Annotated in this window: 25 protein-coding genes and 1 tRNA gene; 23 read left to right on the top strand and 3 right to left on the bottom strand. The window is 70.8% G+C overall.

Annotated elements, in window-relative coordinates; translation table 11 throughout:
- The first annotated feature begins 7 nt into the window (after positions 1-7).
- From FBY23_RS18585 to FBY23_RS18555, 8 genes are all read left to right on the top strand, one after another.
- A complete protein-coding gene (locus FBY23_RS18585) occupies positions 8-1,258 on the top strand; it encodes a glutamate-5-semialdehyde dehydrogenase (protein WP_141799497.1) in 1,251 nt (416 codons plus the stop codon).
- 901 nt (positions 1,259-2,159) lie between these two features.
- Complete coding sequence (locus FBY23_RS18580) at positions 2,160-2,822, top strand: CDP-alcohol phosphatidyltransferase family protein (RefSeq protein WP_141799496.1); 663 nt, start codon at positions 2,160-2,162, stop codon at positions 2,820-2,822.
- Positions 2,819-3,280 (top strand): VTT domain-containing protein, encoded by a 462-nt coding sequence (locus FBY23_RS18575; RefSeq protein WP_141799495.1) that lies wholly within the window; start codon positions 2,819-2,821, stop codon positions 3,278-3,280. Before FBY23_RS18580 ends, FBY23_RS18575 begins: the two co-directional genes overlap by 4 nt.
- 86 nt (positions 3,281-3,366) lie before the next feature.
- A complete protein-coding gene (locus FBY23_RS26250) occupies positions 3,367-3,531 on the top strand; it encodes a hypothetical protein (protein ID WP_174245230.1) in 165 nt (54 codons plus the stop codon).
- A gap of 25 nt (positions 3,532-3,556) precedes the next feature.
- On the top strand, positions 3,557-4,186 hold the full coding sequence (gene nadD, locus FBY23_RS18570) for a nicotinate-nucleotide adenylyltransferase (protein WP_260806083.1): 630 nt from the start codon (positions 3,557-3,559) through the stop codon (positions 4,184-4,186).
- The gene (gene rsfS / locus FBY23_RS18565; protein WP_141799494.1) at positions 4,183-4,560 is read left to right on the top strand and encodes a ribosome silencing factor; all 378 of its coding nucleotides are present in this window, start codon (positions 4,183-4,185) and stop codon (positions 4,558-4,560) included. The genes nadD and rsfS overlap by 4 nt, the downstream gene beginning before the upstream one ends.
- Positions 4,557-5,165 (top strand): histidine phosphatase family protein, encoded by a 609-nt coding sequence (locus FBY23_RS18560; RefSeq protein WP_160158288.1) that lies wholly within the window; start codon positions 4,557-4,559, stop codon positions 5,163-5,165. Before rsfS ends, FBY23_RS18560 begins: the two co-directional genes overlap by 4 nt.
- Before the next feature lie 136 nt (positions 5,166-5,301).
- A tRNA-Ala gene (locus FBY23_RS18555) sits at positions 5,302-5,374 on the top strand.
- 120 nt (positions 5,375-5,494) lie between these two features.
- On the opposite strand, the gene FBY23_RS18550 is transcribed toward FBY23_RS18555, so the two are convergent.
- Entirely contained in the window at positions 5,495-6,103 is a 609-nt protein-coding gene (locus FBY23_RS18550; protein WP_141799492.1) for a TetR/AcrR family transcriptional regulator, read from the bottom strand.
- A gap of 245 nt (positions 6,104-6,348) precedes the next feature.
- On the opposite strand from FBY23_RS18550, the gene FBY23_RS18545 reads away from it, so the two are divergent.
- The 8 genes from FBY23_RS18545 to FBY23_RS18510 all read left to right on the top strand — a co-directional run bounded on the left by FBY23_RS18545 (position 6,349) and on the right by FBY23_RS18510 (position 14,953).
- The gene (locus tag FBY23_RS18545; RefSeq protein WP_222117868.1) at positions 6,349-7,749 is read left to right on the top strand and encodes an APC family permease; all 1,401 of its coding nucleotides are present in this window, start codon (positions 6,349-6,351) and stop codon (positions 7,747-7,749) included.
- A 1-nt stretch (position 7,750) separates the two neighbouring features.
- Entirely contained in the window at positions 7,751-8,995 is a 1,245-nt protein-coding gene (locus FBY23_RS18540; RefSeq protein ID WP_141799490.1) for an FAD-dependent oxidoreductase, read from the top strand.
- Complete coding sequence (locus FBY23_RS18535; protein ID WP_141799489.1) at positions 8,992-9,441, top strand: flavodoxin family protein; 450 nt, start codon at positions 8,992-8,994, stop codon at positions 9,439-9,441. Before FBY23_RS18540 ends, FBY23_RS18535 begins: the two co-directional genes overlap by 4 nt.
- A 9-nt stretch (positions 9,442-9,450) precedes the next feature.
- Positions 9,451-10,632 carry a cytochrome P450 gene (locus tag FBY23_RS18530; protein WP_141799488.1) on the top strand — a complete coding sequence of 394 codons (1,182 nt, stop codon included), beginning with the start codon at positions 9,451-9,453 and terminating at the stop codon, positions 10,630-10,632.
- A 21-nt stretch (positions 10,633-10,653) separates the two neighbouring features.
- Positions 10,654-11,772: an aminomethyltransferase family protein gene (locus tag FBY23_RS18525; protein WP_141799487.1), complete on the top strand. Its 1,119-nt coding sequence runs from the start codon at positions 10,654-10,656 to the stop codon at positions 11,770-11,772.
- 11 nt (positions 11,773-11,783) lie between these two features.
- Complete coding sequence (gene purU, locus FBY23_RS18520; protein ID WP_141799486.1) at positions 11,784-12,629, top strand: formyltetrahydrofolate deformylase; 846 nt, start codon at positions 11,784-11,786, stop codon at positions 12,627-12,629.
- The gene (locus FBY23_RS18515; RefSeq protein WP_141799485.1) at positions 12,626-13,492 is read left to right on the top strand and encodes a bifunctional methylenetetrahydrofolate dehydrogenase/methenyltetrahydrofolate cyclohydrolase; all 867 of its coding nucleotides are present in this window, start codon (positions 12,626-12,628) and stop codon (positions 13,490-13,492) included. The genes purU and FBY23_RS18515 overlap by 4 nt, the downstream gene beginning before the upstream one ends.
- 72 nt (positions 13,493-13,564) lie before the next feature.
- Positions 13,565-14,953 (top strand): FAD-binding oxidoreductase, encoded by a 1,389-nt coding sequence (locus FBY23_RS18510; RefSeq protein ID WP_141799484.1) that lies wholly within the window; start codon positions 13,565-13,567, stop codon positions 14,951-14,953.
- Here the strand turns inward: FBY23_RS18510 and FBY23_RS18505 are convergent.
- A complete protein-coding gene (locus tag FBY23_RS18505; protein ID WP_222117867.1) occupies positions 14,940-15,536 on the bottom strand; it encodes a 1-acyl-sn-glycerol-3-phosphate acyltransferase in 597 nt (198 codons plus the stop codon). The genes FBY23_RS18510 and FBY23_RS18505 overlap by 14 nt on opposite strands.
- A gap of 88 nt (positions 15,537-15,624) precedes the next feature.
- Between FBY23_RS18505 and FBY23_RS18500 the strand changes: the two genes are divergently transcribed.
- Complete coding sequence (locus FBY23_RS18500) at positions 15,625-16,140, top strand: flavin reductase family protein (RefSeq protein ID WP_141799483.1); 516 nt, start codon at positions 15,625-15,627, stop codon at positions 16,138-16,140.
- 69 nt (positions 16,141-16,209) lie between these two features.
- On the opposite strand, the gene FBY23_RS18495 is transcribed toward FBY23_RS18500, so the two are convergent.
- Positions 16,210-16,446 (bottom strand): hypothetical protein, encoded by a 237-nt coding sequence (locus FBY23_RS18495; protein WP_141799482.1) that lies wholly within the window; start codon positions 16,444-16,446, stop codon positions 16,210-16,212.
- Between the two features lie 90 nt (positions 16,447-16,536).
- On the opposite strand from FBY23_RS18495, the gene FBY23_RS18490 reads away from it, so the two are divergent.
- The 6 genes from FBY23_RS18490 to FBY23_RS18465 all read left to right on the top strand — a co-directional run bounded on the left by FBY23_RS18490 (position 16,537) and on the right by FBY23_RS18465 (position 22,545).
- Positions 16,537-16,962 carry a Fur family transcriptional regulator gene (locus tag FBY23_RS18490; RefSeq protein ID WP_141799481.1) on the top strand — a complete coding sequence of 142 codons (426 nt, stop codon included), beginning with the start codon at positions 16,537-16,539 and terminating at the stop codon, positions 16,960-16,962.
- A gap of 18 nt (positions 16,963-16,980) precedes the next feature.
- Complete coding sequence (gene katG, locus FBY23_RS18485; protein ID WP_141799480.1) at positions 16,981-19,188, top strand: catalase/peroxidase HPI; 2,208 nt, start codon at positions 16,981-16,983, stop codon at positions 19,186-19,188.
- Between the two features lie 161 nt (positions 19,189-19,349).
- Positions 19,350-19,661: a GNAT family N-acetyltransferase gene (locus FBY23_RS18480; protein WP_141799479.1), complete on the top strand. Its 312-nt coding sequence runs from the start codon at positions 19,350-19,352 to the stop codon at positions 19,659-19,661.
- Positions 19,658-20,122 (top strand): carboxymuconolactone decarboxylase family protein, encoded by a 465-nt coding sequence (locus tag FBY23_RS18475; RefSeq protein ID WP_141799478.1) that lies wholly within the window; start codon positions 19,658-19,660, stop codon positions 20,120-20,122. The genes FBY23_RS18480 and FBY23_RS18475 overlap by 4 nt, the downstream gene beginning before the upstream one ends.
- Positions 20,123-20,272: 150 nt before the next feature.
- On the top strand, positions 20,273-22,012 hold the full coding sequence (locus tag FBY23_RS18470; RefSeq protein WP_141799477.1) for an alkaline phosphatase: 1,740 nt from the start codon (positions 20,273-20,275) through the stop codon (positions 22,010-22,012).
- Between the two features lie 2 nt (positions 22,013-22,014).
- A complete protein-coding gene (locus FBY23_RS18465) occupies positions 22,015-22,545 on the top strand; it encodes a hypothetical protein (RefSeq protein ID WP_141799476.1) in 531 nt (176 codons plus the stop codon).
- The last annotated feature ends 13 nt before the right edge of the window (positions 22,546-22,558 follow it).

Below are 22,558 nucleotides of genomic sequence, written 5' to 3'. Positions count from 1 at the left end.
TGGTGCCATGACAGCCGAGGTCGAGGTCCGCGAGGTCGCCCAGCGCGCCCGGGTCGCCAGCCGCTCGCTGGCGCTCGCGACGCGTTCCCAGAAGGACGCCACGCTCCACGCCATGGCCGACGCCCTGCTGGCCCGTGCCGACGAGATCCTCGCCGGCAACGCCGAGGACGTCGCCCGCGCCGAGGCCGACGGCACGCCGCCCAACATCATCGACCGGCTCCGTCTCACCACCGAGCGCCTCGAGGGCATGGCCCAGGGGCTGCGCGAGGTCGCCGGGCTGGCCGACCCGGTCGGCGAGGTGGTGCGCGGCAGCGTGCTGGCCAACGGCCTCGAGCTGCGGCAGGTGCGAGTCCCGTTCGGCGTGGTCGGCATGATCTACGAGGCCCGGCCCAATGTGACCGCCGACGCCGCGGGCATCTGCCTCAAGTCCGGCAACGCCGTCCTGCTGCGCGGCTCGTCCTCGGCCCGCTCGAGCAACGCTGCCATCGTGGCCGTGCTGCGGGACGCGGTCTCCGCGTCCGGCCTCGAGGCCGACGTCGTCCAACTGGTCCCCGGCGACACCCACGACAGCGTCAAGGCGCTGATGCGCGCGCGTGGCCAGGTCGACGTGCTCATCCCGCGCGGGGGAGCGGGCCTGATCCAGTCGGTCGTCAACGAGTCCACGGTCCCCGTGATCGAGACCGGCGTCGGCAACTGCCACGTCTACGTCGACCGGGCGGCCGACCTCGACAAGGCGCTCGCCATCGTGCTCAACGCCAAGACGCACCGCACCAGCGTCTGCAACGCCGCCGAGTCGCTGCTCGTGCACGCCGACGTCGCGGGGGAGTTCCTGCCGCGCGTCGTCGCCGCGCTGCAGGAGGCCGACGTGACGATCCACGGCGACGCCGCCTTCGGCGCCCTCGACGGCGTCGTCGCGGCCACCGACGAGGACTGGGCGACCGAGTACCTCTCACTCGACATCGCCGCGCGCGTCGTACCCGACCTCGACGGGGCGCTGGAGCACATCCGCACCTGGTCGAGCGGTCACTCCGACGCGATCGTCACCGAGGACCTCGCCGCTTCGCGCCGCTTCGTGGCCGAGGTCGACTCAGCCGCGGTGCTGGTCAACGCGTCGACCCGGTTCACCGACGGCGGCGAGTTCGGCTTCGGCGCCGAGATCGGGATCAGCACCCAGAAGCTGCACGCCCGCGGCCCGATGGGCCTGCCGGAGATGACCTCGACCAAGTACGTCGTCATCGGCGACGGCCACGTCCGCTGACGCCAGCCTCCACAACCCCCACGCCATCGCGGCGATCGCGAGGACCGACACCGCGGTCGAGACCGGCGTCCGGTGGGGCACCTCGCCGAGCACGAGGTGCGCGAAACCCAGCGTGAGCAGGCAATTGACGACGTTGAGCACCGGCATCGACGCCGAGAGGCGCGCGGCCCGGTAGGCGAGCTGGTTGACGACCACCCCGCCGACGCCGCAGACCGCGAGCACGGCGTACAGCCGGTCCGCCTCGACGAGGACGGACATCAGCGCGAACAGCACCCCCGACGCGCTGCCCAACAGGAACGCCCGGCTCGTCGGGTGCGGTACGCCGACCGCCACCGCGATGAGCAGCACCGCCACCACCGCGCAGGCGCCGACCGCGACGACCAGCTGCCCGGCATCGAGGGGCGCGGCGCTCTCGCGGGCGTCGGTGGCCAGCAGCAGCGCGGCGATCGCGAGCGCCGTCACCGCCACCGCGGCCACTTCGCCGCGACCGGGCCGGGTCCGGGCCAGCGCCGCGCGGAGCGGCACCGCGAGCACGATCCCCAGGATCGCGATCGGCTGGACCAGCCCGATCGGGCCATGGTCGAGCGCGAGCACGTGGAAGGTGAAGCCGACCGGACCGAGCACCGCTGCCAGTAGCAGTGCCACCAACGGGGCGCGCGGCGCGGCGAGGTGCTGGGTCGAGGTCGACACGGCCGTCGTCAGCGCGCTCGCGAGCGCGAACACCACCGCCAGCCAGATCACGATGGCGAGGCCGCCTGGATCCGTGGATGGGCGGTGTCGCGTAGTAGGTGGCCAGCCACGGATCCAGGCTAGGAGCGCCAGGTGGACGGTCGGTGAATCCCTGCGAGTCACAGGGGGTCTGGCGTCAGGACACTTCCGGCAACGGGGTAGGTTTCGCGGCATGGCAGGCTCCCCGGACCGGATCTACGCCGACCCGTCGGTCGAGCGTCTCTTGACCGGGGCGACCGTGATCACGTTCATCCGCACCGTCATCACGCTCGCGATCGCGGTGTGGGCGGCGTACGACCACAGCCTGACCCTGATCGTGGTCGGCCTGGTCACCTACTGGGTCGGCGACAGCATCGACGGCGAGTGGGCGCGCTGGCGCGACTGCGAGACCCGGATGGGCGCAGTCGTCGACATGATGTGCGACCGCCTCAGCTGCGGCGCGCTGTACGTCGGGCTGGTGTGGCTGCAGCCGGGCGGATGGATCAGCGACGAGCCGATGAAGTGGATCGGGATCCCGATCGCGATCTACCTGTTCGAGTTCATGGTCATCGACATGTACCTGTCGCTGGCCTTCCTCGCCTGGCCGATCCGCAGCCCCAACTACTTCCACGTGATCGACCGCCGGATCTACCTGTGGAACTGGTCGCGCATCGGCAAGGCCGCCAACTCCGGCGCCTTCGCCGTCATCCTGCTGGTCAGCGGGTGGGTGTGGCTCGGCACGGTCATCGCGATCGGGCTGCTCGTGCTCAAGTGCGTCTCGCTGCGCTGGCTGCTCCAGCTCGGGCTGCCGGTGCCGACGCGCGAGGCCCGCCCCGAAGGGGCCCCGGCAGCATGATCCTGTGGCTGACGACGTTCGCCTTCAGCATCGCGTCCGCCCTTCTCCCGTTCCTGCCCATCGAGGTCTACATCCTCGGGGCCGGCGCCGCCGAGGCCGGTACGGCGACCGCCATCTCGCTCGGCATCGCCGCCGGTGCCGGCGCCACCGTCGGCAAGGTGATCGTCTACGAGGCCGCTCGTCGCGGCTCGGAGTCGAAGTGGGCCCAGAAGAAGCTCTCCGGCCCCAAGATCAAGGCGTCCTACGACAAGTGGATGCAGCGGATGCAGGGCCGTCCCTGGTACGCCGCCGCGATCATGTTCCTCGCCGCCTCCGCCGGCATCCCGCCGCTGCTGGCGATGGCGGCCATCGGCGGGATCCTGAAGATGCCGATGTGGGTGTTCGTGCCCACCGTCTTCCTCGGCCGCACGGTGCGCTTCACCCTGCTGTTCCTGGGCGTCGACTTCGCCGTCCACTGAGTCATCCGGCTCGGCGCGCTCGCGCAGCGAGCGTCACGAGACCCCGCGATGGATCCCGGGCGCCGGTCTTTCGATAGCATGCCGCCATGCTCAGCCAGATCAGCCAGGTCGCCCTCCTTGTCGCCCGCGCCGCGGAGGAGCACGGCGAGCCCGCCGTGAACCCGTGGTTCATCGGTGGCGGCGTGCTGGCGTTCCTCCTCTTCCTGCTCCTCGGCCTCGTCTGGTTCGGCGGCGGCCGCGACCACAGCTGAGCCCGAGGCAGACAGTGGTGGATCGGTGACGGACGCGCCGCGCCGCACCCGGATCGGCGTGATGGGCGGCACCTTCGACCCCATCCACCACGGCCACCTCGTCGCCGCCTCGGAGGTCCAGGGCTGGTTCGATCTCGACGAGGTCGTCTTCGTGCCCACCGGCCAGCCGTGGCAGAAGGCGGACCGGCAGGTCGCGCCCGCCGAGCACCGCTACCTGATGACGGTCATCGCGACCGCCGCCAACCCGCGGTTCACGGTCAGCCGGGTCGACATCGACCGCGGCGGGCCGACGTACACCGGCGACACCCTGCGCGACCTGCGCTCACTGCGGCCCGACGCGGAGCTGTACTTCATCACCGGTGCGGACGCGTTGACCGACATCTTCAGCTGGCGCGACGCCGACGAGCTCTTCGAGCTGGCGCACTTCGTCGGCTGCACCCGGCCCGGGTCGGAGATGGACCCGGCCACCCTGGCCCGGATCCCGCACGACCGGGTCACCATGGTCGAGATCCCCGCGTTGGCGATCTCGTCAACAGACTGCCGCGAGCGACAGCGGGCCGGCCAGCCGGTCTGGTACCTCGTCCCCGACGGCGTCGTCCAGTACATCACCAAGCACGGCCTCTACTCGGCCGCACCCGGAACGGAAACCGCATGACCGCCACCGACCACGCCGTCCGGCTCGTCCACGCCGCCGCCCTCGCCGCGGCCGACAAGCTCGCGACGGACCAGCTCGCCTTCGACGTCAGCGAGCAGCTCGCCATCACCGACGCCTTCCTGCTCGCCACCGGCGCCAATGACCGTCAGGTCCGCGCCATCGTCGACGAGATCGAGGACAAGCTCCGCGAGCTCGAGGCCAAGCCGATCCGCCGCGAGGGCCACCGCGACGGCCGCTGGGTGCTGCTCGACTACGGCGACGTCGTCATCCACGTCCAGCACTCCGAGGAGCGCGAGTTCTACGCCCTCGAGCGGCTGTGGCGCGACTGCCCGACCATCGACCTCCCCGCCGAGGTCCACGGTCCCGTGGCGTGACCGCCCGCCGCATCGTCCTGGTCCGCCACGGACGGACCGCCTGGAACGCCGAGCGCCGGATCCAGGGACAGCTCGACGTCGAGCTCGACGCCACCGGCCTCGAGCAGGCCCGAGCCGTCGCGCCCGTGATCGCCGCCCTCGACCCGGTCCTGGTCTGGTCCAGCGACCTGGCCCGAGCCCGGCAGACCGCGGAGACGATCGCCAAGGAGGCCGGGCTGGTGCCGACGTACGACGAGCGCCTGCGCGAGTTCCGCCTGGGGGAGTACCAGGGCCTCACCCACGCCGAGCTCGACGCCCGCGACCCCGCGGCCTTCGCGCTGTTCCAGCGCGGCGAGTGGGACGCCATCCCCGGCGCCGAGACCACCCGTGAGGTCGCTGATCGCTTCACCGCCGCGGTCACCGACCTCGCCGCCGCCCTCGGTCCCGGCGAGACGGGAGTCGCGGTCTCCCACGGAGCCGCCACCCGCTCCGGCCTGGTCGGCTTCCTCGGCTGGCCCCGCGAGCTCGCCCACGACCTGCGCGCCCTCGGCAACTGCGCCCGCGTGGTGCTCGAGGAGCGCTCGACGGGGCAGTGGGCGCTGGCGTCGTACAACCTCGGTGGTTGAGGACCGAGCGGAGCGGTCCTCGGTGGTTGAGGTGCGAGCGCAGCGAGCCTCGAAACCGCCCCCCGATTTCACCTTGGGTTGGGGGTGTGGCTAGTATTTCCGTCGTTGCCCCGCCTTCGGGCGGAGCGATGACTCCGGGGGTGTGGCGCAGCTGGTAGCGCACCTGCATGGCATGCAGGGGGTCAGGGGTTCGAGTCCCCTCACCTCCACCGAGACACAGAAGGCCGGATCCGACAGGATCCGGCCTTCTGCGTTGTCCAGGCCGTGTGTCGCGCTCGTCGAGCTACGGCCGGCCGGTGGGATGAGCCAGTGACCCGTTCGGCGCGCTGTCACCCCTGGGCGGCGCGCGCCGTGGCAGCTGTCGCGAGCGAACCAGTGGCGGAGCGGAGCAGGTCGTGCAGGGCATCGAGTGCCGACTGCATCCGCTCCGGGTCGGGATCGGCGAGCTCCTGGAAGACCAGCCCGTCGAGGGCCGCGAACACGGCGTGGTCCAGACCTGGTGTGTCGGCCAGCCCGATGCGTGCCAGCTCGCGACGAGTGGCATCCCGATAGGTGCCGTAGAGGCTGGCCACCAGTGGTCGCAGTTCTGGCCGCCGGCGGCTCTCGAGGATCAGCTCGTACTGGAATGCCTGCCCGTCCGCGTCGCCGGTCGCCATCTCCACCAGTGTCCGCGCGAAGTCGTCGACGGAGCCCGTTCCGGACTCGAGCGTCGACCGGTCCAGGCTCCGGTCGAGGACGTACCTCAACGCCTCGGCGATGAGGTTGTCGCGGTTCCCGAAGTGGTGGCTCACCAAGCCGTGCGTGACACCCGCTTCCTCGGCCACGGCTCGGTTGGTCACCTTGCGCAACCCTGCGCGCGCCACCACCCGGATCGTCGCCTCCAGGAGCGCCTCGCGGCCTCCGCCGTATTGCACGGCGCGGGATGACTCGTTGCTCATGGTGCTCCTCGTTGATCGCCATCAACCTATCGAACCGTCCGGCAGAGGCGTCCCCGCCGCGCGTGGTGCAGAGATGCGACTCGAAGCAAACTAGCCACTTGACAAGTTCGATGTGATCCGCGTTACTTGTTCCCAGAACTTGTCATCTGGCTAGTTTAGTCCTTCGATCGAACCTCTGCGGGGTGTACATGTCTGTCGCCGAACCCACTCGGTCCACCACTGCGTTGCGCAAGGACGCTGTCGGCGTGGTCGGCATCCTCTTCTTCGTCCTCTCCGCCCAGGCGCCGTTGACCGGGATCGTCGGCGCGGCGGCGTTGGCGGTCGCCCTTGGCAACGGCGCCGGCGCGCCGGGCGCCTACCTCGTCGTGGGCCTCGTGATCATCCTCTTCGCGGTCGGCTTCACGACGATCACCCGTTACGTCGACAGCGTCGGCGGCTTCTCCGCGCTCATCCGCGCGGGCCTCGGTGTGAGCATGGCCCGCGCGGGCTCCTGGCTGGCGCTCATCACCTACAACACCATCCAGGCCGCGATGTACGGGCTCTTCGGGGCGACTGCCAGCGGCCTGATCTCGCGGTACCTGCACGTCGACGTGGCGTGGTGGGCGATCGTGCTGGCAACCGTCGCCCTGGTCTATGCCTTCGGCTGCCGCAACATCGAGGTGGGGGCGCGGGTGATGGCAGTGCTGGTGAGCGCCGAGGTGGCCATCCTGCTGGCCTTCGCCATCGGCGTCATCGTCCGGGGCAGTGCCCCGCACGGCTTCGACCTCGCCGCCAGCTTCGGCCCGCAGGCCATCACCGCGGGAGCGCCGGGCATCGCCGTACTGTTCGCGATCGCGTCGATGTTCGGGTTCGAGTCCACGGCGATCTACGCCGGCGAGGCCCGGGAGCCCCAGCGCACGGTTCCCCGCGCGACCTACCTCTCGGTGAGCCTGATCGCGGTCTTCTTCGCCTTCATCATGTGGGTGCTCATCTCGTACTACGGCGCGAGCGGCGCGCAGGGGGCGGCGCTCGACACACTCGCCACGGACCCCGGCAACTTCGTGCTCGTGCCGATCAGCAGCGTGCTCGGCGGCTGGGCCGCGGACCTGACGTCCGTCTTGCTGTGCACCTCGTTGCTCGCCGGCCTGCTGGCATTCCACAACATCGTGAACCGGTACCTGCACTCCATGGCCGAGCACGACGAGCTGCCCCGGCAGCTCAGCCGCACCAACCGGCACCAGGCACCCGCGGTCGCGGCTGCCGTCCAGTCGCTCACGGTCGTCTTGGTGATGGCCTGGTTCATGATCGGCGACAAGAACCCCGTCGCGACGTTGTTCGGATGGCTCAGCGGGACCGCCGTCGCGGCACTGGTCGTCCTGTACGTGCTCGTCTCCGTCTCGATCATCCGCTACTTCCGGGCCCACCGCGTGCACTCCAACGCCTGGAGCACCGTCGCGGCCCCAGCTGCCTCGGTGGTGCTGATGCTCGGCGAGCTCTTCATCATCGTGAGGAACTTCCAGACCCTCACCGGCGGCAGTGCGACCACGTGTGACGTCCTGCTCTGGTCGGTGCCTGCGGTGACTCTCCTCGGCTGGCTGGTCTCGACGGCCTTCAGGCGCCGGGCAGGGGCGGGCGCGGTCGAAGTCGCTGTCGAGACGGCGGCCTGAGATGACCGTCCAGGTCGCCATCGTCGGGAGCGGCCCTGCTGGCTGCTACACCGCCCAGGCCCTCCTCAAGACCCTCCCCGGAGTGCGGATCACGCTCGTGGAGCGTCTCCCGGTCCCCTTCGGCCTTGTCCGGTACGGCGTCGCCGCCGACCACCAGGGCACGAAGTCCGTCGCCCGGCAGTTCGACCGCGTCCTCACCCACCCGGACGTCGCCTTCGTCGGCAATGTCGACGTCGGCATCGACATCAGCCTCGAAGCCCTTCGCTCGAGCTTCGATGCCGTCGTCATCGCCACCGGCCTGGACCGCGATCGGCGCCTCGGCATCGCGGGGGAGGACCTGCCCGGTGTCATCCCGTCCGGCCGACTGACCCGGTGGGCGAACGGACATCCGGACGTCAGCGACGCAGCTCCCCTCCTCTGCCGCCGCGCCGTGGTCATCGGCAACGGCAACGTGGCCATCGACGTCGTGCGTCTGCTCGCGAAGGCGGAGAGCGACTTCGTGGGAAGCGACCTGCCGGGCAACGTGGCATCGGCGCTGGCCGCCGTCCCTGTGGAGGAGCTCGTCGTGGCCGGCCGCGGAACGGTGGATCAGGCGAGGTTCGACCCGGCCATGGTCAAGGAGCTGGCCCAGATCGGGGGAGCGACCTTCGAGATCGTTGGCCTCTCCAGCGCCGATGCAAGCCCTCAGGCCGCCGCCCTGCGTCATCTCGAGGAGAGGCAGGGACGCGGCGACCGGGTGACGGTGCGGTTCAGGTTCGGCTGGACCCCGTTGCGGATGGAGGGCGCTGCCCGGGTGGAAGAGGTCGTCTTCGCCGACGCCACCGGCACCGAGCGTCCCGTCGCCACCGACGTCGTCGTCTCAGCCATCGGGTTCACCGGCCCGGCCGCGCTCGTCCCGGACGACGCCCCGGCCGACGCGGGACGGCTCGCCGCCGGACTGTACTGCGTGGGATGGGCGCGGCGCGGCGCTCGCGGAACCATCCCCGAGGCGCGCGCCGATGCCCGCGTCGTCGCAGGACTCCTCGTGGACGACCTCGAGGCACGGCGATCGTCGCCGGTCCGGTCCGATCCGCACCGCTGCTTCATGGCACTGCCCGCCACGGATCTCGGCGGCTGGCACGCCATCGAACGCTACGAACGGGCCACCGCAGCCGACGGGCGCATCCGGAACAAGGTCACCGACCGCCGGGCGCTGCTGCAGCTGGCCCGGCCCCACCTCAACCACCTCGAAGGAGAACCAGCATGAGCATCGACGTCCTGTACGGGACCGAGTCCGGCAATGCCGAGATGGCGGCCGAGGAGATCGTCGCCGCGCTCGGTGACGCGCGGGCTGTCGACCTCCACGACCTCGACCCCGGTGACCTTGTCTCGTCGACCGTCTACTTGGTGCTCTGCTCCACCTACGGTGACGGCGAGCTACCGGCTTCGGCCCAGCCGTTCGTGGAGGCGCTCCACACGCAGCGGCCGGACCTGACGGGAGTCCGCTATGCGATCTTCGGTCTCGGAGACAGCAGCTACGCAGAGTCCTACAGCCTCGGCGGCGACCAGGTGGCCGAGCGACTGGACGCGCTCGGTGCCGAGCGCTTCGGAGAGTTCGGTCGTCATGACGCGTCGAGCAGTGACGACCTGGTCGCCTCCGCGATCGCGTGGGCAGAAGCGGTCCTGGCCGACGTGGTCACCGCGGCGGCCTGAGGAGCGGCCATGACGACCCTGCAGCCGACGGCCGACCCGCTGCCGTACCTGACCGAGGAGTACCGGACGGATCCCTATCCGTTCTACGCGGCGCTGCGGGCGCAGCATCCGGTGCACCGGCATCCCGACGGGTTCTGGGCGATCACCTCCTACGACGCGATCCGGCACCTGCTCTACGACCGGACCTTGGGCGTCGCCGAGCTCGACTACGGCCCCGCCGGCCCGTTGCACGACAGCATGCTGGGCGCCGACGCGCCCAAGCACACCCGCGTGCGGCGCACCCACAGCCGATGGTTCACCCCCAAGGCGGTGAGGACCTGGACCGACATCACGCGTGCCGAGGTCCACTCCCGGCTCGACGCGATCGCAGCGGGCCCGCGCAGGTTCGATGCGGTCCGCGACCTGGCCTTCCCCATCACGTTCGCCACCATCAGCCACCTGCTCGGCGTCCCCGACACCGACGGGGCCAAGGTGCGCCAAGCGACCTACGACCTCGGGAAGAGCCTCGGTCTCGCTCCGACGGAGGCCGAGGCGGCCCGAACTGCCGCGGCGTTCGACTGGTTCGTCGGCCACATCGAGCGCCTGATCGCCGACAAGCGGCGGCAGCCCGGCGACGGGCTCCTGGACGCCTTCTTGGGCTTCGAGGACGAGGGAACGATGTCGCACGACGAAGTGATCGCCTCCACCACGCTGCTCTTCGCCGTGGGGCACCTCGACATCACCTATCTCATCGCCCACGGCATCGAGCTCATGGCGCGACGCCCCGAGATCTTCGACGCGTACCGGAACCACCCCGAGCAGCGTGAGGCCATCGTCAACGAGACGCTCCGGCTGGACACCCCCGAACAGTTCGTCGTACGCACCACCACCGAACCGATCACCCTCGACGGGCAGGAGATCCCTGCACAAGAGGTCCTGGTCCTGTTCATCGGTGCCGGGAACCGCGATCCCCAGGTCTTCGAGGAACCGGACAGCTTCCGCCTCGACCGGGACGTGGACCTCAGCAAGCACCTCGCCTTCGGCGGAGGCATCCACGGCTGCGCCGGACAGGTGCTCGCCCGAGCCGAGGCACACGTCGTCTTCACGGCCCTGGTCGAGCGGTTCACAGCGCTCGAGCTCACCGGCCCGGTGACCCACGACCACTCCGACTTCATCCGCTCGATCACCGCACTTCCCATCGCGGTCCGCTGACCGCCCGACCGAGGAGATCTCGTGACCATCCAGACCGACGAGCTTCGCTCGACCCCCTTCTCGCCGCGCTTCCCTGAGTCCGCCGGCGAAGTGATCGACGTCTACGGCTTCGCCGTACCGCTCTGGTACGCGGACCCGGAGACGGAGTACGACGCCATCCGCAACCGGGTCGCCGTTCTCGAGTTCTCCATGCTCTACAAGTGGGACCTCACGGGAGCCGACGCGCTCGCCGTCGCCGACGCGGTCTTCTCACGCAACCTTCGCGACCTCGGCCCGCGACGTATCGCCTACGGCGTGGTGGTCTCGCCGGACGGCCACATGCTCGACGATGTCACTGCAGCAGTGATCGACGACGGACACGTGCGCATCATCGGCGGCAACCCGGCAACCGGCGAGGCGCTCGAGTCCGCCGGCACCGGACGCGACGTCCAGGTCGACGAGATCCGCGACACGCTGGCCGTGCTCTCGGTGCAGGGGCCTCGGAGTCGCACGCTCCTCCAGCGCCTGACCGACCGCGACATGTCGAAAGAGGCATTTCCCTACTACACGTTCGACCCGGCGATGGAGGTCGCCGGGATTCCCGCGCACGTCAACCGCATGGGCTTCACCGCCGAGCTCGGCTACGAGGTCATGGTCCCCGTGGAGCGAGCTCTCGAGCTCTGGGACGCGGTCCTCGCGGCCGGCCAGGACCTCGAAGTGCAGCCGGCGGCGGCAGCCGCGCTCATGCAGGTCCGCGTCGAGGCGGGGATGATCATGGGCGAGCTGGAGTACGACGAGACCAGCACACCCTTCGAGTGCAGGATGGGCTGGGCCGTCGACCTCGACAAGCCCGACTTCCAGGGGCGCGGGGCCTTGCTGGCGCTCAAGGACGACGTCCGCACCCGCGTCGTCTCGGTGACCCTCGACTGCGAGCCCGACGCCGCCGACGGGGCCCGACTGCTCCAGGACGGGGCGGACGTCGGCTTCGTCACGATGGCGGTACCCTCGCCAGCGCTCGGCGGTGCGACCCTCGCACTGGCTCGCGTCGCCGCCCCTGCCGCGAGGATCGGCACCGAGCTGCGCCTCGGGGACGAGGGCGGCACGGCCGTCGTCGTCCGCACGCCGATCCACGACCCGGAGCGCGTCCGCGTCCGGGGCTGAGAGGAACTGCCATGAACAGCTACGTGCTCACCCTGCGCTGCCCCGACCAACCCGGCATCGTCCGTGCCTTCGCCGACGGCGTCGTCAACGTCAAGGGCAACATCGTCGACAGCCAGCAGTACACCGACCCCGACACCGGCACGTTCTGCCTCCGCGCCGAGCTCGACTCGCCCGAGGCGAGCGTGGAGGCCGTGCGCCGGAGCCTCGACGACGCACTGGCCGACTTCGACCCGATCATCGGCCTGCGTGACGCGAGCCACCGCCGGCGCGTGCTGATCATGGTCTCCAAGTTCGACCACTGCCTCGTCGATCTGCTCTACCGCCACCGCACGGGAGAGCTGCCCGTCGACATCCCCCTCATCGTCTCCAACCACCCCGACCTCGCCCCGGTCGCGGAGCAGGCCGGCATCGAGTTCGTCCACGTGCCGGTGACGAAGGAGACCAAGGCGCAGGCAGAGAGCGACCTGCTGACCCTCGTGGAGCAGCACCGGATCGACTTCGTCGTCCTGGCCCGCTACATGCAGGTGCTGTCCGACGACCTGTGTGCCCAGCTCTCCGGGCGGGTCATCAACATCCACCACTCGTTCCTCCCGGGATTCAAGGGTGCCAAGCCGTACCACCAGGCCCATGCCCGCGGCGTGAAGCTGATCGGGGCGACCGGCCACTACGTCACCGCCGATCTCGACGAGGGGCCGATCATCGAGCAAGACGTCCACCGCGTCAGCCACGCCTACACCGCCGACCAGCTGGTCGCTCTGGGCCGCGACGTCGAGCGCACCGTGCTGTCGAGGGCCGTACGGCGGCACGCCGAGGATCGCGTCCTCCTGGTCGGTGCGCGCACGGTGGTCTTCGCGTGAGCGCGCGCATCCTCGACGGTGTCGCGACCGCTGCCGCGATCAAGGCTGAGCTCTCCGCGCGGGTGGAGAAACTGCGCGAGCACGGGGTCGTACCCGGGCTCGGCACGATCCTCGTCGGCGCCGACCCCGGATCGGCCTGGTACGTCTCCGGCAAGCATCGCGACTGTGCCGAGGTCGGCATCGAGTCGATCAGGATCGATCTCCCGGCCGATGCCTCCCAAGCCACCGTCGAGGAGGCGGTGCTGCGGCTGAACGCCGATCCGGCCTGCACCGGCTACATCGTGCAGCTGCCGCTGCCGGCGCACATCGACGAGAACGCCGTCCTGGGGCTCATCGACCCCGACAAGGACGCCGACGGCCTGCATCCCACGAACCTCGGCTGGCTGGTGCTCGGCCGTCGGGCACCCCTGCCCTGCACTCCGAACGGAATCGTCGAGCTCCTGCACCGCCACGGGGTGGAGCTCGGCGGCGCGGAGGTGGTGGTCGTGGGGCGCGGAATCACGGTCGGAAGGCCACTCGGGCTGCTCCTGACCCGGCGTACCGAGAACGCGACGGTGACGCTGTGCCACACCGGGACTCGCGACCTGGCCGCGCACACCCGTGCCGCCGACATCGTGGTGGCGGCAGCGGGCGTGCCCGGAATCATCACTGCGGACATGCTCAAGGCCGGCGCCGTCGTCCTCGACGTCGGGGTGTCACGAACTGATGAGGGCAAGATCGCGGGCGACGTCGCGCCCGACGTCCGCCAGGTCGCCGGCTGGGTCTCGCCGAACCCCGGCGGGGTCGGACCGATGACACGGGCGATGCTCCTGAGCAACGTGGTGGAGGCTGCGGAGAGTCGCTGCACCGCGCTGGAACGATGACCTCGTCCGCCCACGGACTCGCGGAGAGCGTCGCGCGGCGCACCTCATCGCCTGGGCCCTAGGCTCGCCCGCGTGACGGGAGCGACGGGCGCACGGACGACGGGTGGCGTTTCCTACTGGTGGGCCGACCTCGGCATCCCCGAGCCGCAGGACCCCTTGGCCGGCGACGTCGAGGCCGACGTCGTGATCGTCGGTGCGGGCTACACCGGGCTGTGGACGGCGTACTACCTCGCCGGGCTGCGGCCCGACCTCGACGTGCGGGTCGTCGAGCAGCGGTTCGCCGGGTACGGCGCGTCGGGGCGCAACGGCGGGTGGCTCTCGGCGTCGGTGACCGGCGGGCTCGACGGCTATGCGCGCACCCACCCGCGCACCGACGTCGCCCGCTTCCAGCTCGCCATGAACGACGCGGTCGAGGAGGTGATCGCGGTCGCGGAGCGGCACGGCATCGACGCTGAGGTACGGCGGGGCGGGACCCTCCTGGTCGCCCGCAACGCCGCGCAGGCGGGCCGTGCCCGCGAAGCGGCCCGGACCGCGGCGCGGTGGCCGGAGACCGGGGCCCGGCTGTTGGGCGCGGACGAGGCGGACCGGCGGATCCGGGTCGCCGGGACGCGAGCCGCGATCTGGGAGCCGCACTGCGCGCGGATCAACCCGGCCCGGCTGGTGCAGGGCCTGGCCCGGGTCGTGCGCGAACGGGGGGTGCGGATCCACGAGGGCACGACGGTCCGCGGGATCGCCACGGGGTGGGTGGAGACCGACCGCGGGACGGTCCGGGCGCGTCACGTCATCCGTGCCACCGAGGGCTTCACCGCCGGCCTGGCGGGGGAGCGGCGTACCTGGGTGCCGATGAACTCCTCGATGATCGTCACCGACCCGCTGCCTCCGCTGGCCTGGGCGGAGATCGGGTGGGCGCACCACGACACCCTCGAGGACTTCGCCCACGTCTACTCCTACGCGCAGCGCACCCCGGACGGGCGGATCGCGATCGGCGGGCGCGGCAACCCCTACCGCTTCGGCTCGCGCACCGACCTCGACGGCGACATCCCCGACCGCACCGTGCAGCACCTGCGAGCGGTGCTCTGCTCCTGGTTCCCCCAGGTCGGGGAGGTCGGGATCGCCCACGCGTGGAGCGGTGTCCTGGGCGTGCCGCGCAACTGGCGCGCCACGGTCGGGTACGACGCCGCGAGCGGCCGGGGCTGGGCCGGCGGGTACGTCGGCACCGGGGTGACCGCGACCAACCTGGCCGGACGCACACTGGCCGACCTGGTCGCGGGCGAGCGGACCGAGCGGACCACCCTGCCGTGGGTCGACCAGCGGGCCCGGCCCTGGGAGCCGGAGCCGTTGCGCTGGCTCGGGATCCACGGCCTCTACCGCGCGTACGGGCTGGCCGACCGGCTGGAGGCGCGCGGCGGGCGTCGTACGTCGTGGGTCGCGACACTCGCCGATCGGGTCAGCGGTCGGTAGGAGGCTCCGCGGTCTCCTCGCGCAGCCGCGGCTCGGTGCGCAGCTCGGGCTTGATGCCCTGCTTGTCGGCGTAGAACGCGCGGACCAGGTCCATGTCGGCGGCGACGTCGCCGGAGGGGTGGAAGCTCGGTCCCATCCCGAGCGTGCGGGTCGGGCCGTCGACGAAGCCGAGGGTGACCGGCAGCCCGGTCTGCTCGGAGATCCGGTAGAAGCCCGGCTTCCAGAACTCGCCCTTGCTGCGGGTGCCCTCCGGTGCGATCACGAGCTGGAAGGCGTCGTCCTCCTCGGCGGCCTTCAGCAGCGCCCGGACGGTGGCGCCCGGGCTGGAGCGGTCCAGCGGGATCCCACCGGTGCGCCGCAGCACCCAGCCGACCGGCCCGTCGAAGTAGTGCGCGGCGACGAGCACCCGCGGCCGGGCGCCGTTGGCCCACGCGATCATCAGCATGGCGACCCAGTCCCACTGGGAGGTGTGCGGTGCGCCGACCAGGATCCCCGCCTCGGGGACGTCGCCGACCAGTCGCCACCGCGTCACCTTGAGCGCGCCACGGGCGATCGAGCGGCGGACCCGCATCCTGTGTGCCATGACGCGACGGTAGCGCGTGGTGCGCGCGGTGTGACGTCCGCCATGATCGGTGGACCTCAAGCGCTGTTGAGGTTCTAGCGTTTCATCCGTGAACGGATCCCTCGCAGACCAGCTCAAGGCCGGCTTCCGCCGTCATGCCGCCGGTGTGGCGCTCGTCGTGGGGGAGACCCCGGTCGGGCCGGTCGGCGCCACCGTGTCGAGTCTCGCCTCGGTCAGTGTCGAGCCGCCGCTGCTGTCCTTCTCGCTGGCGCGGGCGAGCAGCGTGGGGCCGCAGCTCGTCGGCTGCGACGCGCTCTCGGTGTTCGTGCTGGCGGCGACGCAAGCCGACCTCGCCGCGACGTACGCCGATCGGGAGGCCGAGCGCTTCACCGCCGCCCAGGGCTGGGTCCGCGACGACGGGCGGCTGGTGCTGCCCGACGCGGTCGCGACCTTCCGCGGGTGCCCCGCTCACGTCATCCCCGCGGGTGGGTCCTGGTTGGTACTGCTCGAGGTCGAGCGTGTCGAGCTCGGGCCGGCGACCGCCCCGCTGGTGCACCACGACCGTGCCTACTGGGCGCCCGGCGCAGTCCCGCGTCCGCGCGCGCTGCGGGTCGCGGAGGGCTGAGGCCGACGACGCCAGCGCACGACCGGCTCCCTCGGACGGGAGTCGGTCGTGCTCCTTGTCGGGAGGTGGTCAGCGCTCGCTGGGGTCGCGGTACTCGGGGTCGACGTGCAGTCGCTCGCGGCCTGGTCCGGTCCGACCCGACGGCGGCGTGGGGTCGGCCGGGTTCGCCGGCTGGTCGAAGCGGTCCGTGTCGTGGGCGACCCGCTCGTTGCGCCGGCGGTCGGCGACGAAGGCCCAGATCATGCCTCCGACGATGAACGCGGCGACGACGACGCCCAGGATGAGCCAGGCAGGTGAGATGTCCATGGCGGGGCGGTACCCGGGCGGTCCGGCTGCAGTCCGGACACACCCACGCGAAGTCTTGACTCGTTCAAGAAAAGTGGCATGCTGGGTGCCATGACGGCGCCCGACTTCCAGCAACAGCTGCGGGACGTCGAGCTCCGGGTCACCCGACCCCGGCTCGCGGTCCTCGAGGCGGTGCACCAGCACCCCCACGCGGACACCGAGTCCATCATCTCCGCGGCGCGCGCGCTGCTGCCGGAGGTGTCCCACCAGGCGGTGTACGACTCGTTGCACACGCTGACCCACGCCGGACTGGTGCGCAGCATCAAGCCCGCCGGGTCGGTCGCGCGCTACGAGACCCGCACCGGCGACAACCATCACCACGTCGTGTGCCGGACCTGCGGGTCCATCGCCGACGTGGACTGCGCGGTCGGCCACGTGCCGTGCCTGACCGCGTCCGACTCCCACGGGTTCGTCATCGACGAGGCCGAGGTCATCTATTGGGGCCTCTGCCCCGACTGCACATCCCGCCCCCAGTAGGTCCCGGAAGGAACCCCGATGCCCGACAACACCCAGCACACCGAGCCTCTCGTCAGCGAGGAGCCGCAGGATGCCGAGCAGCCGCAGGCCAAGTGCCCGGTCATGCACGGTCTGACCCACCCGACCCAGGGCTCGGCCAACCAGCAGTGGTGGCCCAACAAGCTGAACCTCAAGATCCTCGCCAAGAACCCGGCCGTGGCCGACCCCTTCGGTGGCGACTTCGACTACAAGGCCGCCTTCCTCGGCCTCGACCTGGCCGCCGTCAAGGCCGACATCGCCGCGACGTTGACCGACTCGAAGGACTTCTGGCCGGCGGACTTCGGCAACTACGGCCCGCTCTACGTCCGCATGGCCTGGCACTCTGCCGGCACCTACCGCGCCCAGGATGGTCGCGGCGGCGGTGGCCACGGTCAGCAGCGCTTCGCGCCGATCAACTCCTGGCCCGACAACGGCAACCTCGACAAGGCCCGCCGCCTGCTGTGGCCGGTGAAGAAGAAGTACGGCCGAGCGCTGTCGTGGGGCGACCTGATGATCCTGGCCGGCAACGTCGCGCTCGAGGAGATGGGCTTCTCGACCTTCGGGTTCGCCGGAGGCCGTCCCGACGTGTGGGAGGCCGACGACGACGTCTACTGGGGTCCCGAGTCGGAGTGGCTCGACGACAAGCGCTACACCGGTGAGCGCGATCTCGAGGACCCGCTCGCCGCGGTTCAGATGGGCCTCATCTACGTCAACCCCGAGGGCCCCAACGGCAACCCGGACCCGCTGGCGTCGGCGGTCGACATCAAGGACACGTTCGGCCGGATGGGGATGACCGTTGAGGAGACCGTCGCGCTCATCGCCGGTGGCCACACCTTCGGAAAGACTCACGGTGCCGGCGACGCCGGGCTCGTCGGTCCCGAGCCGGAGGCCGCCCCGATCGAGGAGCAGGGCCTGGGTTGGCGCTCGTCGTACAAGTCCGGCAAGGGCATCGACGCCATCACTTCGGGCCTCGAGGTCACCTGGACCTACCACCCGACCCGCTGGGACAACGAGTTCTTCCACATCCTCTTCGCCTACGAGTGGGAGCTCTTCCAGTCGCCAGCCGGTGCCAACCAGTGGCGCCCGAAGAACAACGGCGGCGCCGACCTGGTGCCCGAGTCGTTCGGCGACGCCAAGCGTGAGCCGCGCATGCTCACCTCCGACCTCGCGCTGCGCGAGGACCCGGAGATGCGTCAGATCTCCCTGCGGTTCAAGGAGGACCAGGCAGCGTTCGCGGACGCGTTCGGTCGCGCCTGGTTCAAGCTGACCCACCGCGACATGGGCCCGAAGGCGCGCTACCTCGGCGCCGAGGTTCCGGCCGAGGACTTCATCTGGCAGGACCCGATCCCGGCCGGCACCGCGCTCACCGACGCACAGGTCGCCGAGCTCAAGCAGGCCGTCGCCGGCGCCGGGCTGTCGGTGTCCCAGTTGGTCTCGACCGCCTGGGCCTCTGCATCGACGTACCGCAGCTCTGACAAGCGCGGCGGCGCCAACGGGGCCCGCATCGCGCTGGAACCGCAGAAGTCGTGGGCGATCAACCGTCCGGCCGAGCTGGCCGCGGTGCTCGCGAAGCTCCAGGAGATCGCCACCGCACAGGGCGCTTCGCTGGCCGACACCATCGTGGTCGCCGGCTCGGTGGGCGTCGAGCAGGCTGCCAAGGCGGCCGGCTTCGACGTCACGGTCACCACCACGACCGGTCGCGGCGACGCCACCCAGGAGCAGACCGACATCGAGCTGACCAACTATCTCGAGCCCAAGGCCGACGGGTTCCGCAACTACCTTGCGAAGTCGAGCCGGTTCCCGGCCGAGTTCACGCTGGTCGACCGCGCCAACCTCCTCGGCGTCAGCGCGCCGGAGCTCACCGCCCTCATCGGCGGCCTCCGCGTGCTCGGCACCAACTGGGACGGCTCGGACCTCGGTGTCCTCACCGACAACCCGGGTGTGCTGACGAACGACTACTTCGTCAACCTGCTCGACCTCGGTACGACGTGGACCCCCACGGACTCCTCGCAGGAGGTGTTCGCGGCCACCACCGAGTCCGGCGCGACCTGGACCGGCAGCCGCAACGACCTGGTGTTCGCCTCGAACTCCGAGCTGCGCGCGCTCGCCGAGGTATACGCCAGCGACGACGCGAAGGAGAAGTTCGTCAACGACTTCGTCGCCGCGTGGACCAAGGTCATGGACGCTGACCGCTGGGACCTGCGCTGAGCGCATGACTCCTCCGGTGTCGTGAGCGGAGGCCGCCCCGTCCGGGGCGGCCTCCGTGCCTTTTCAGGGACCTACCGGCAGGATGTCCGCATGAGCACCCCACCAAGTTCTTCGCTTCCCCCGCTCCGCTCCTCCAGCGAACAACTTGTCGGGGACCCCGCATGACCGACGGCCCGGACAACAGCGGCATCGCCTACGTCCACGCCCCCGCCAAGCACCGCTACGAGATCCGCGACGGCGAGACGCTCGCCGGGTTCACGCAGTACCGCCTGCCGGACGACGAGCACGTCGACTTCGTCCACACCGAGGTCGACGACGCGTACGGCGGCCGCGGCCTCGCCGGCGAGCTGGTCGCCGCGGCGCTGGCCGACGTCCGCGAGCAGGGCAAGCGGATCATCGCGCACTGCCCCTACGTCGCCCGGTGGCTGACCAAGCACCCCGAGTACGACGACATCACCGACCCCGCGCTGTGAGCACCGCCGAGCGGCGTCGCAACGTCTACCTCGACAAGTCGCACCCGACGTCCTACCAGGCGGCGGCCGACCTGGCCCTCGAGGTGGGCGCGGCCGCAGAGGCTGCCGGCCTGGACCGGAGGCTCCTCGAGCTGGTCAACATCCGGGTCTCGCAGATCAACGGCTGCGCCTACTGCCTCGACCTCCACCGCCGCCGCGCCGTCGAGGCGGGGGAGTCGGAGCGACGGCTGATCGTCCTCGACGCCTGGGCCGAGACCGCCCTGTTCTCCGAGCAGGAGCGGGCCGCGCTGCAGCTCGCGGAGTCGATCACCCGGCTGCCGGAGCCCGACGAGCGTCGTTACGCCGAGGACGAGGCGCGTGCGGTGCTGGGCGACGACGCCTACAGCGCTGTCGCCTGGGTCGCGATCACGATGAACGCGTTCAACCGGATCTCGATCACCAGCCACCACCCGGTCCGGTAGCCGGCCACCTCCGCCTCGGAACGGCGGAACGAGCCGTTCACCTCGTGCACGCCTGGCGGCCAACCGCTGCTGGCGACCGGTTGACGAGGGATCCCTAGCCTCCCGACGATCGTGCCGAACAGCGGCGCGGAGGAAAGGGACATCCCGAGCATGCGATCTCGCATCAAGACGACCGCACTGGCGGCCGTGCTGCTGGCCGGTACCACCGGCATCGGTGCGGGCCTGACCAACCAGGCTGCTGCCGAGCCCGCCGCGGGCAAGGCCAAGAACGTCATCTACCTGCTGGGCGACGGCATGGGCCGCACTCACGTGACGGCGGGCCGGGAGCGGTACTACGGCGCCGACGGCAAGCTGAACATGGAGACGATGCCGGTGGTGGGCCAGGTGTCGACGTACGCCGTCGAGAAGAACTCCGGCCAGCCCGGCGCGGCCGACTTCCACCCCAACCTGGTCACCGACTCGGCCTCGGCCGCCACCGCGTGGTCCTCGGGCGTCAAGACCTACAACGCGGCGCTCGGCATCGACGCGAAGGGCAACCTGGCGCCGACCGTCATGGAGCAGGCGCACGCCGCCGGCCTCGCGACGGGCAACGTGTCGACCGCGGAGATCACCGACGCCACGCCGGCCGGCCAGATGTCGCACGCGCTCGCGCGCGGTTGCCAGGGCCCGAGCTACTCCGCCAGCTGCCAGGACAACGCCATCACCGGCGCCGACCTGCCGACGAGCGACCTCCGGGTCACCCCGATCGCCGACCAGATCGCGCGGAACCAGACCGCCGACGTCATCCTCGGTGGTGGACTCGCCCGGTTCGACGCCGCGGACGAGACCGCGCTCAAGGCGAACGGCTACACCGTGCTCGGCTCGCCGGGCACCCAGACCGTCGCGACCGAGAGCGACCTCGACGGTGCGAGCGGGCAGAAGGTCTTCGGCCTCTTCAACAAGGGCAACCTGACCGTCGAGAAGTCCAAGCAGGACAACCCCGCCTCCCCGCAGGCGCTGGAGCCGACCGTCGCCGAGATGACCAGCAAGGCGATCAGCCTGCTCAAGTCCAAGAGCGACGCGAACGGCGGCAAGGGCTTCTACCTGCAGGTCGAGGGCGCGCTCATCGACAAGCGCTCGCACGCCAACGACGCCGCACAGACGCTGGAGGAGATCAAGGCGTTCGACGACGCCGTCAAGGTCGCACTCGACTTCGCCAAGTCCGACGGCAACACCCTGGTGATCGTGACCGCCGACCACGAGTGCGCGGGCTTCAACATCATCGAGAAGGGCACCTTCACCAACGCCGAGGCCGACCACCTCCCGGTCAACGTCGACGGTGGCAACGCCGCCAACAACTCGACCCCGTCGCGACCGGGCAACCAGGCCAAGGACGCCGGCCGCACCGAGTTCGCCCCGGCCACCTTCCGCACGAAGGACGACCCTGCCTCGGTCCACGACGGCGACGCCGCAGCCAGCCTGTGGCTCACCTACCTGTCGGGCAACCACACCGGCGCCGACGTCCCCGTCTTCGCCTACGGTCCAGGCTCGTCCGCGATCAGCGCCGAGATCGACAACACCGACCTGTTCGGCATCGTCCGCACCGCGCTGAACCTCGACGGCTCGGCATCTCCGGCCAAGGCTGCGTCGACGACCGCGATCAAGGCACCGAAGACGGTCAAGGTGGGCAAGAAGGCGACCGTCAAGGTCACCGTGGCCCCGGCCGCCGCCACGGGGTCGGTGAGGATCCTCGACAAGGGCAAGGTCATCAGGACCGTCGCCGTGTCGGGCTCCACCGTCAAGGTGAAGGTCAGGCTGAAGAAGGGCAAGCACAAGCTCAGGGCGGAGTACGCCGGCAGCACGTCGTACGACCCGTCGACGTCTCCGGCCGTCAAGGTGCACGTGCGCTGACCATGAGACTCCGCACCACTGCCGTCTCGGTCGCCGCCGCCCTCGCTCTCGCGGGTTGCGGCGGCGCCGGGAACGGTGGCGGCTCCGCCGCCTCCGACCCCTCGACGAGCACCCCGAGCCCGGTGGTCGTCACCAGCTTCCCCGACCTGCCGGCCCCGACCGGCGAGCCCGACCTGCCCGGCATCGCCACCGCGGCACCAGCCTCGGCAGGCGCCGTCGGCCACATTCCCGGGCCCTTCGACGACCGCTTCCGGTTCGGGGAGCTCGCCTTCGACGGCGAGCGTGTTGTCGGCTCACTCGATGTCACCACCGATGTCTCCGACCTGCTCGAGCTGCAGGTGCTGGCAGGCTTCTACGACGCCTCGGGCGCGCTGCTCGGCCGCGGCCGTTACACCCACCACCTCGACGAGGGCACCCATCACGACGAGGGTCCGCCCTCGGAGCACGAGGAGTTCGCGATCGTCGTACCGAAGCGGCTGCGCGGCCAGGCCGTCACCGCGGCCATCGGCGTCCCGGTCCTCGTCAACGAGTAGCCCCGCCCACCGA

This window comes from Nocardioides sp. SLBN-35 (assembly GCF_006715725.1).
GTDB lineage: Bacteria > Actinomycetota > Actinomycetes > Propionibacteriales > Nocardioidaceae > Nocardioides.
Note: the sequence above shows the minus strand (reverse complement) of the source record. Positions and strands in the feature narration are given on the sequence as shown.

What these genes read in the sequence shown, in the direction of transcription:
- FBY23_RS18465 (WP_141799476.1), top strand. Translation starts at nt 22,015, where the DNA reads ATGAGACTCCGCACCACTGCCGTCTCGGTCGCCGCCGCCCTCGCTCTC.
- FBY23_RS18495 (WP_141799482.1), bottom strand. Translation starts at nt 16,446, where the DNA reads ATGGACATCTCACCTGCCTGGCTCATCCTGGGCGTCGTCGTCGCCGCG.
- katG (WP_141799480.1), top strand. Translation starts at nt 16,981, where the DNA reads ATGCCCGACAACACCCAGCACACCGAGCCTCTCGTCAGCGAGGAGCCG.
- FBY23_RS18505 (WP_222117867.1), bottom strand. Translation starts at nt 15,536, where the DNA reads ATGGCACACAGGATGCGGGTCCGCCGCTCGATCGCCCGTGGCGCGCTC.
- purU (WP_141799486.1), top strand. Translation starts at nt 11,784, where the DNA reads ATGAACAGCTACGTGCTCACCCTGCGCTGCCCCGACCAACCCGGCATC.
- FBY23_RS18530 (WP_141799488.1), top strand. Translation starts at nt 9,451, where the DNA reads ATGACGACCCTGCAGCCGACGGCCGACCCGCTGCCGTACCTGACCGAG.
- FBY23_RS18580 (WP_141799496.1), top strand. Translation starts at nt 2,160, where the DNA reads ATGGCAGGCTCCCCGGACCGGATCTACGCCGACCCGTCGGTCGAGCGT.
- FBY23_RS18490 (WP_141799481.1), top strand. Translation starts at nt 16,537, where the DNA reads ATGACGGCGCCCGACTTCCAGCAACAGCTGCGGGACGTCGAGCTCCGG.
- FBY23_RS18480 (WP_141799479.1), top strand. Translation starts at nt 19,350, where the DNA reads ATGACCGACGGCCCGGACAACAGCGGCATCGCCTACGTCCACGCCCCC.
- rsfS (WP_141799494.1), top strand. Translation starts at nt 4,183, where the DNA reads ATGACCGCCACCGACCACGCCGTCCGGCTCGTCCACGCCGCCGCCCTC.
- FBY23_RS18470 (WP_141799477.1), top strand. Translation starts at nt 20,273, where the DNA reads ATGCGATCTCGCATCAAGACGACCGCACTGGCGGCCGTGCTGCTGGCC.
- FBY23_RS18575 (WP_141799495.1), top strand. Translation starts at nt 2,819, where the DNA reads ATGATCCTGTGGCTGACGACGTTCGCCTTCAGCATCGCGTCCGCCCTT.
- FBY23_RS18540 (WP_141799490.1), top strand. Translation starts at nt 7,751, where the DNA reads ATGACCGTCCAGGTCGCCATCGTCGGGAGCGGCCCTGCTGGCTGCTAC.
- FBY23_RS18585 (WP_141799497.1), top strand. Translation starts at nt 8, where the DNA reads ATGACAGCCGAGGTCGAGGTCCGCGAGGTCGCCCAGCGCGCCCGGGTC.
- FBY23_RS18550 (WP_141799492.1), bottom strand. Translation starts at nt 6,103, where the DNA reads ATGAGCAACGAGTCATCCCGCGCCGTGCAATACGGCGGAGGCCGCGAG.
- FBY23_RS18535 (WP_141799489.1), top strand. Translation starts at nt 8,992, where the DNA reads ATGAGCATCGACGTCCTGTACGGGACCGAGTCCGGCAATGCCGAGATG.
- FBY23_RS26250 (WP_174245230.1), top strand. Translation starts at nt 3,367, where the DNA reads ATGCTCAGCCAGATCAGCCAGGTCGCCCTCCTTGTCGCCCGCGCCGCG.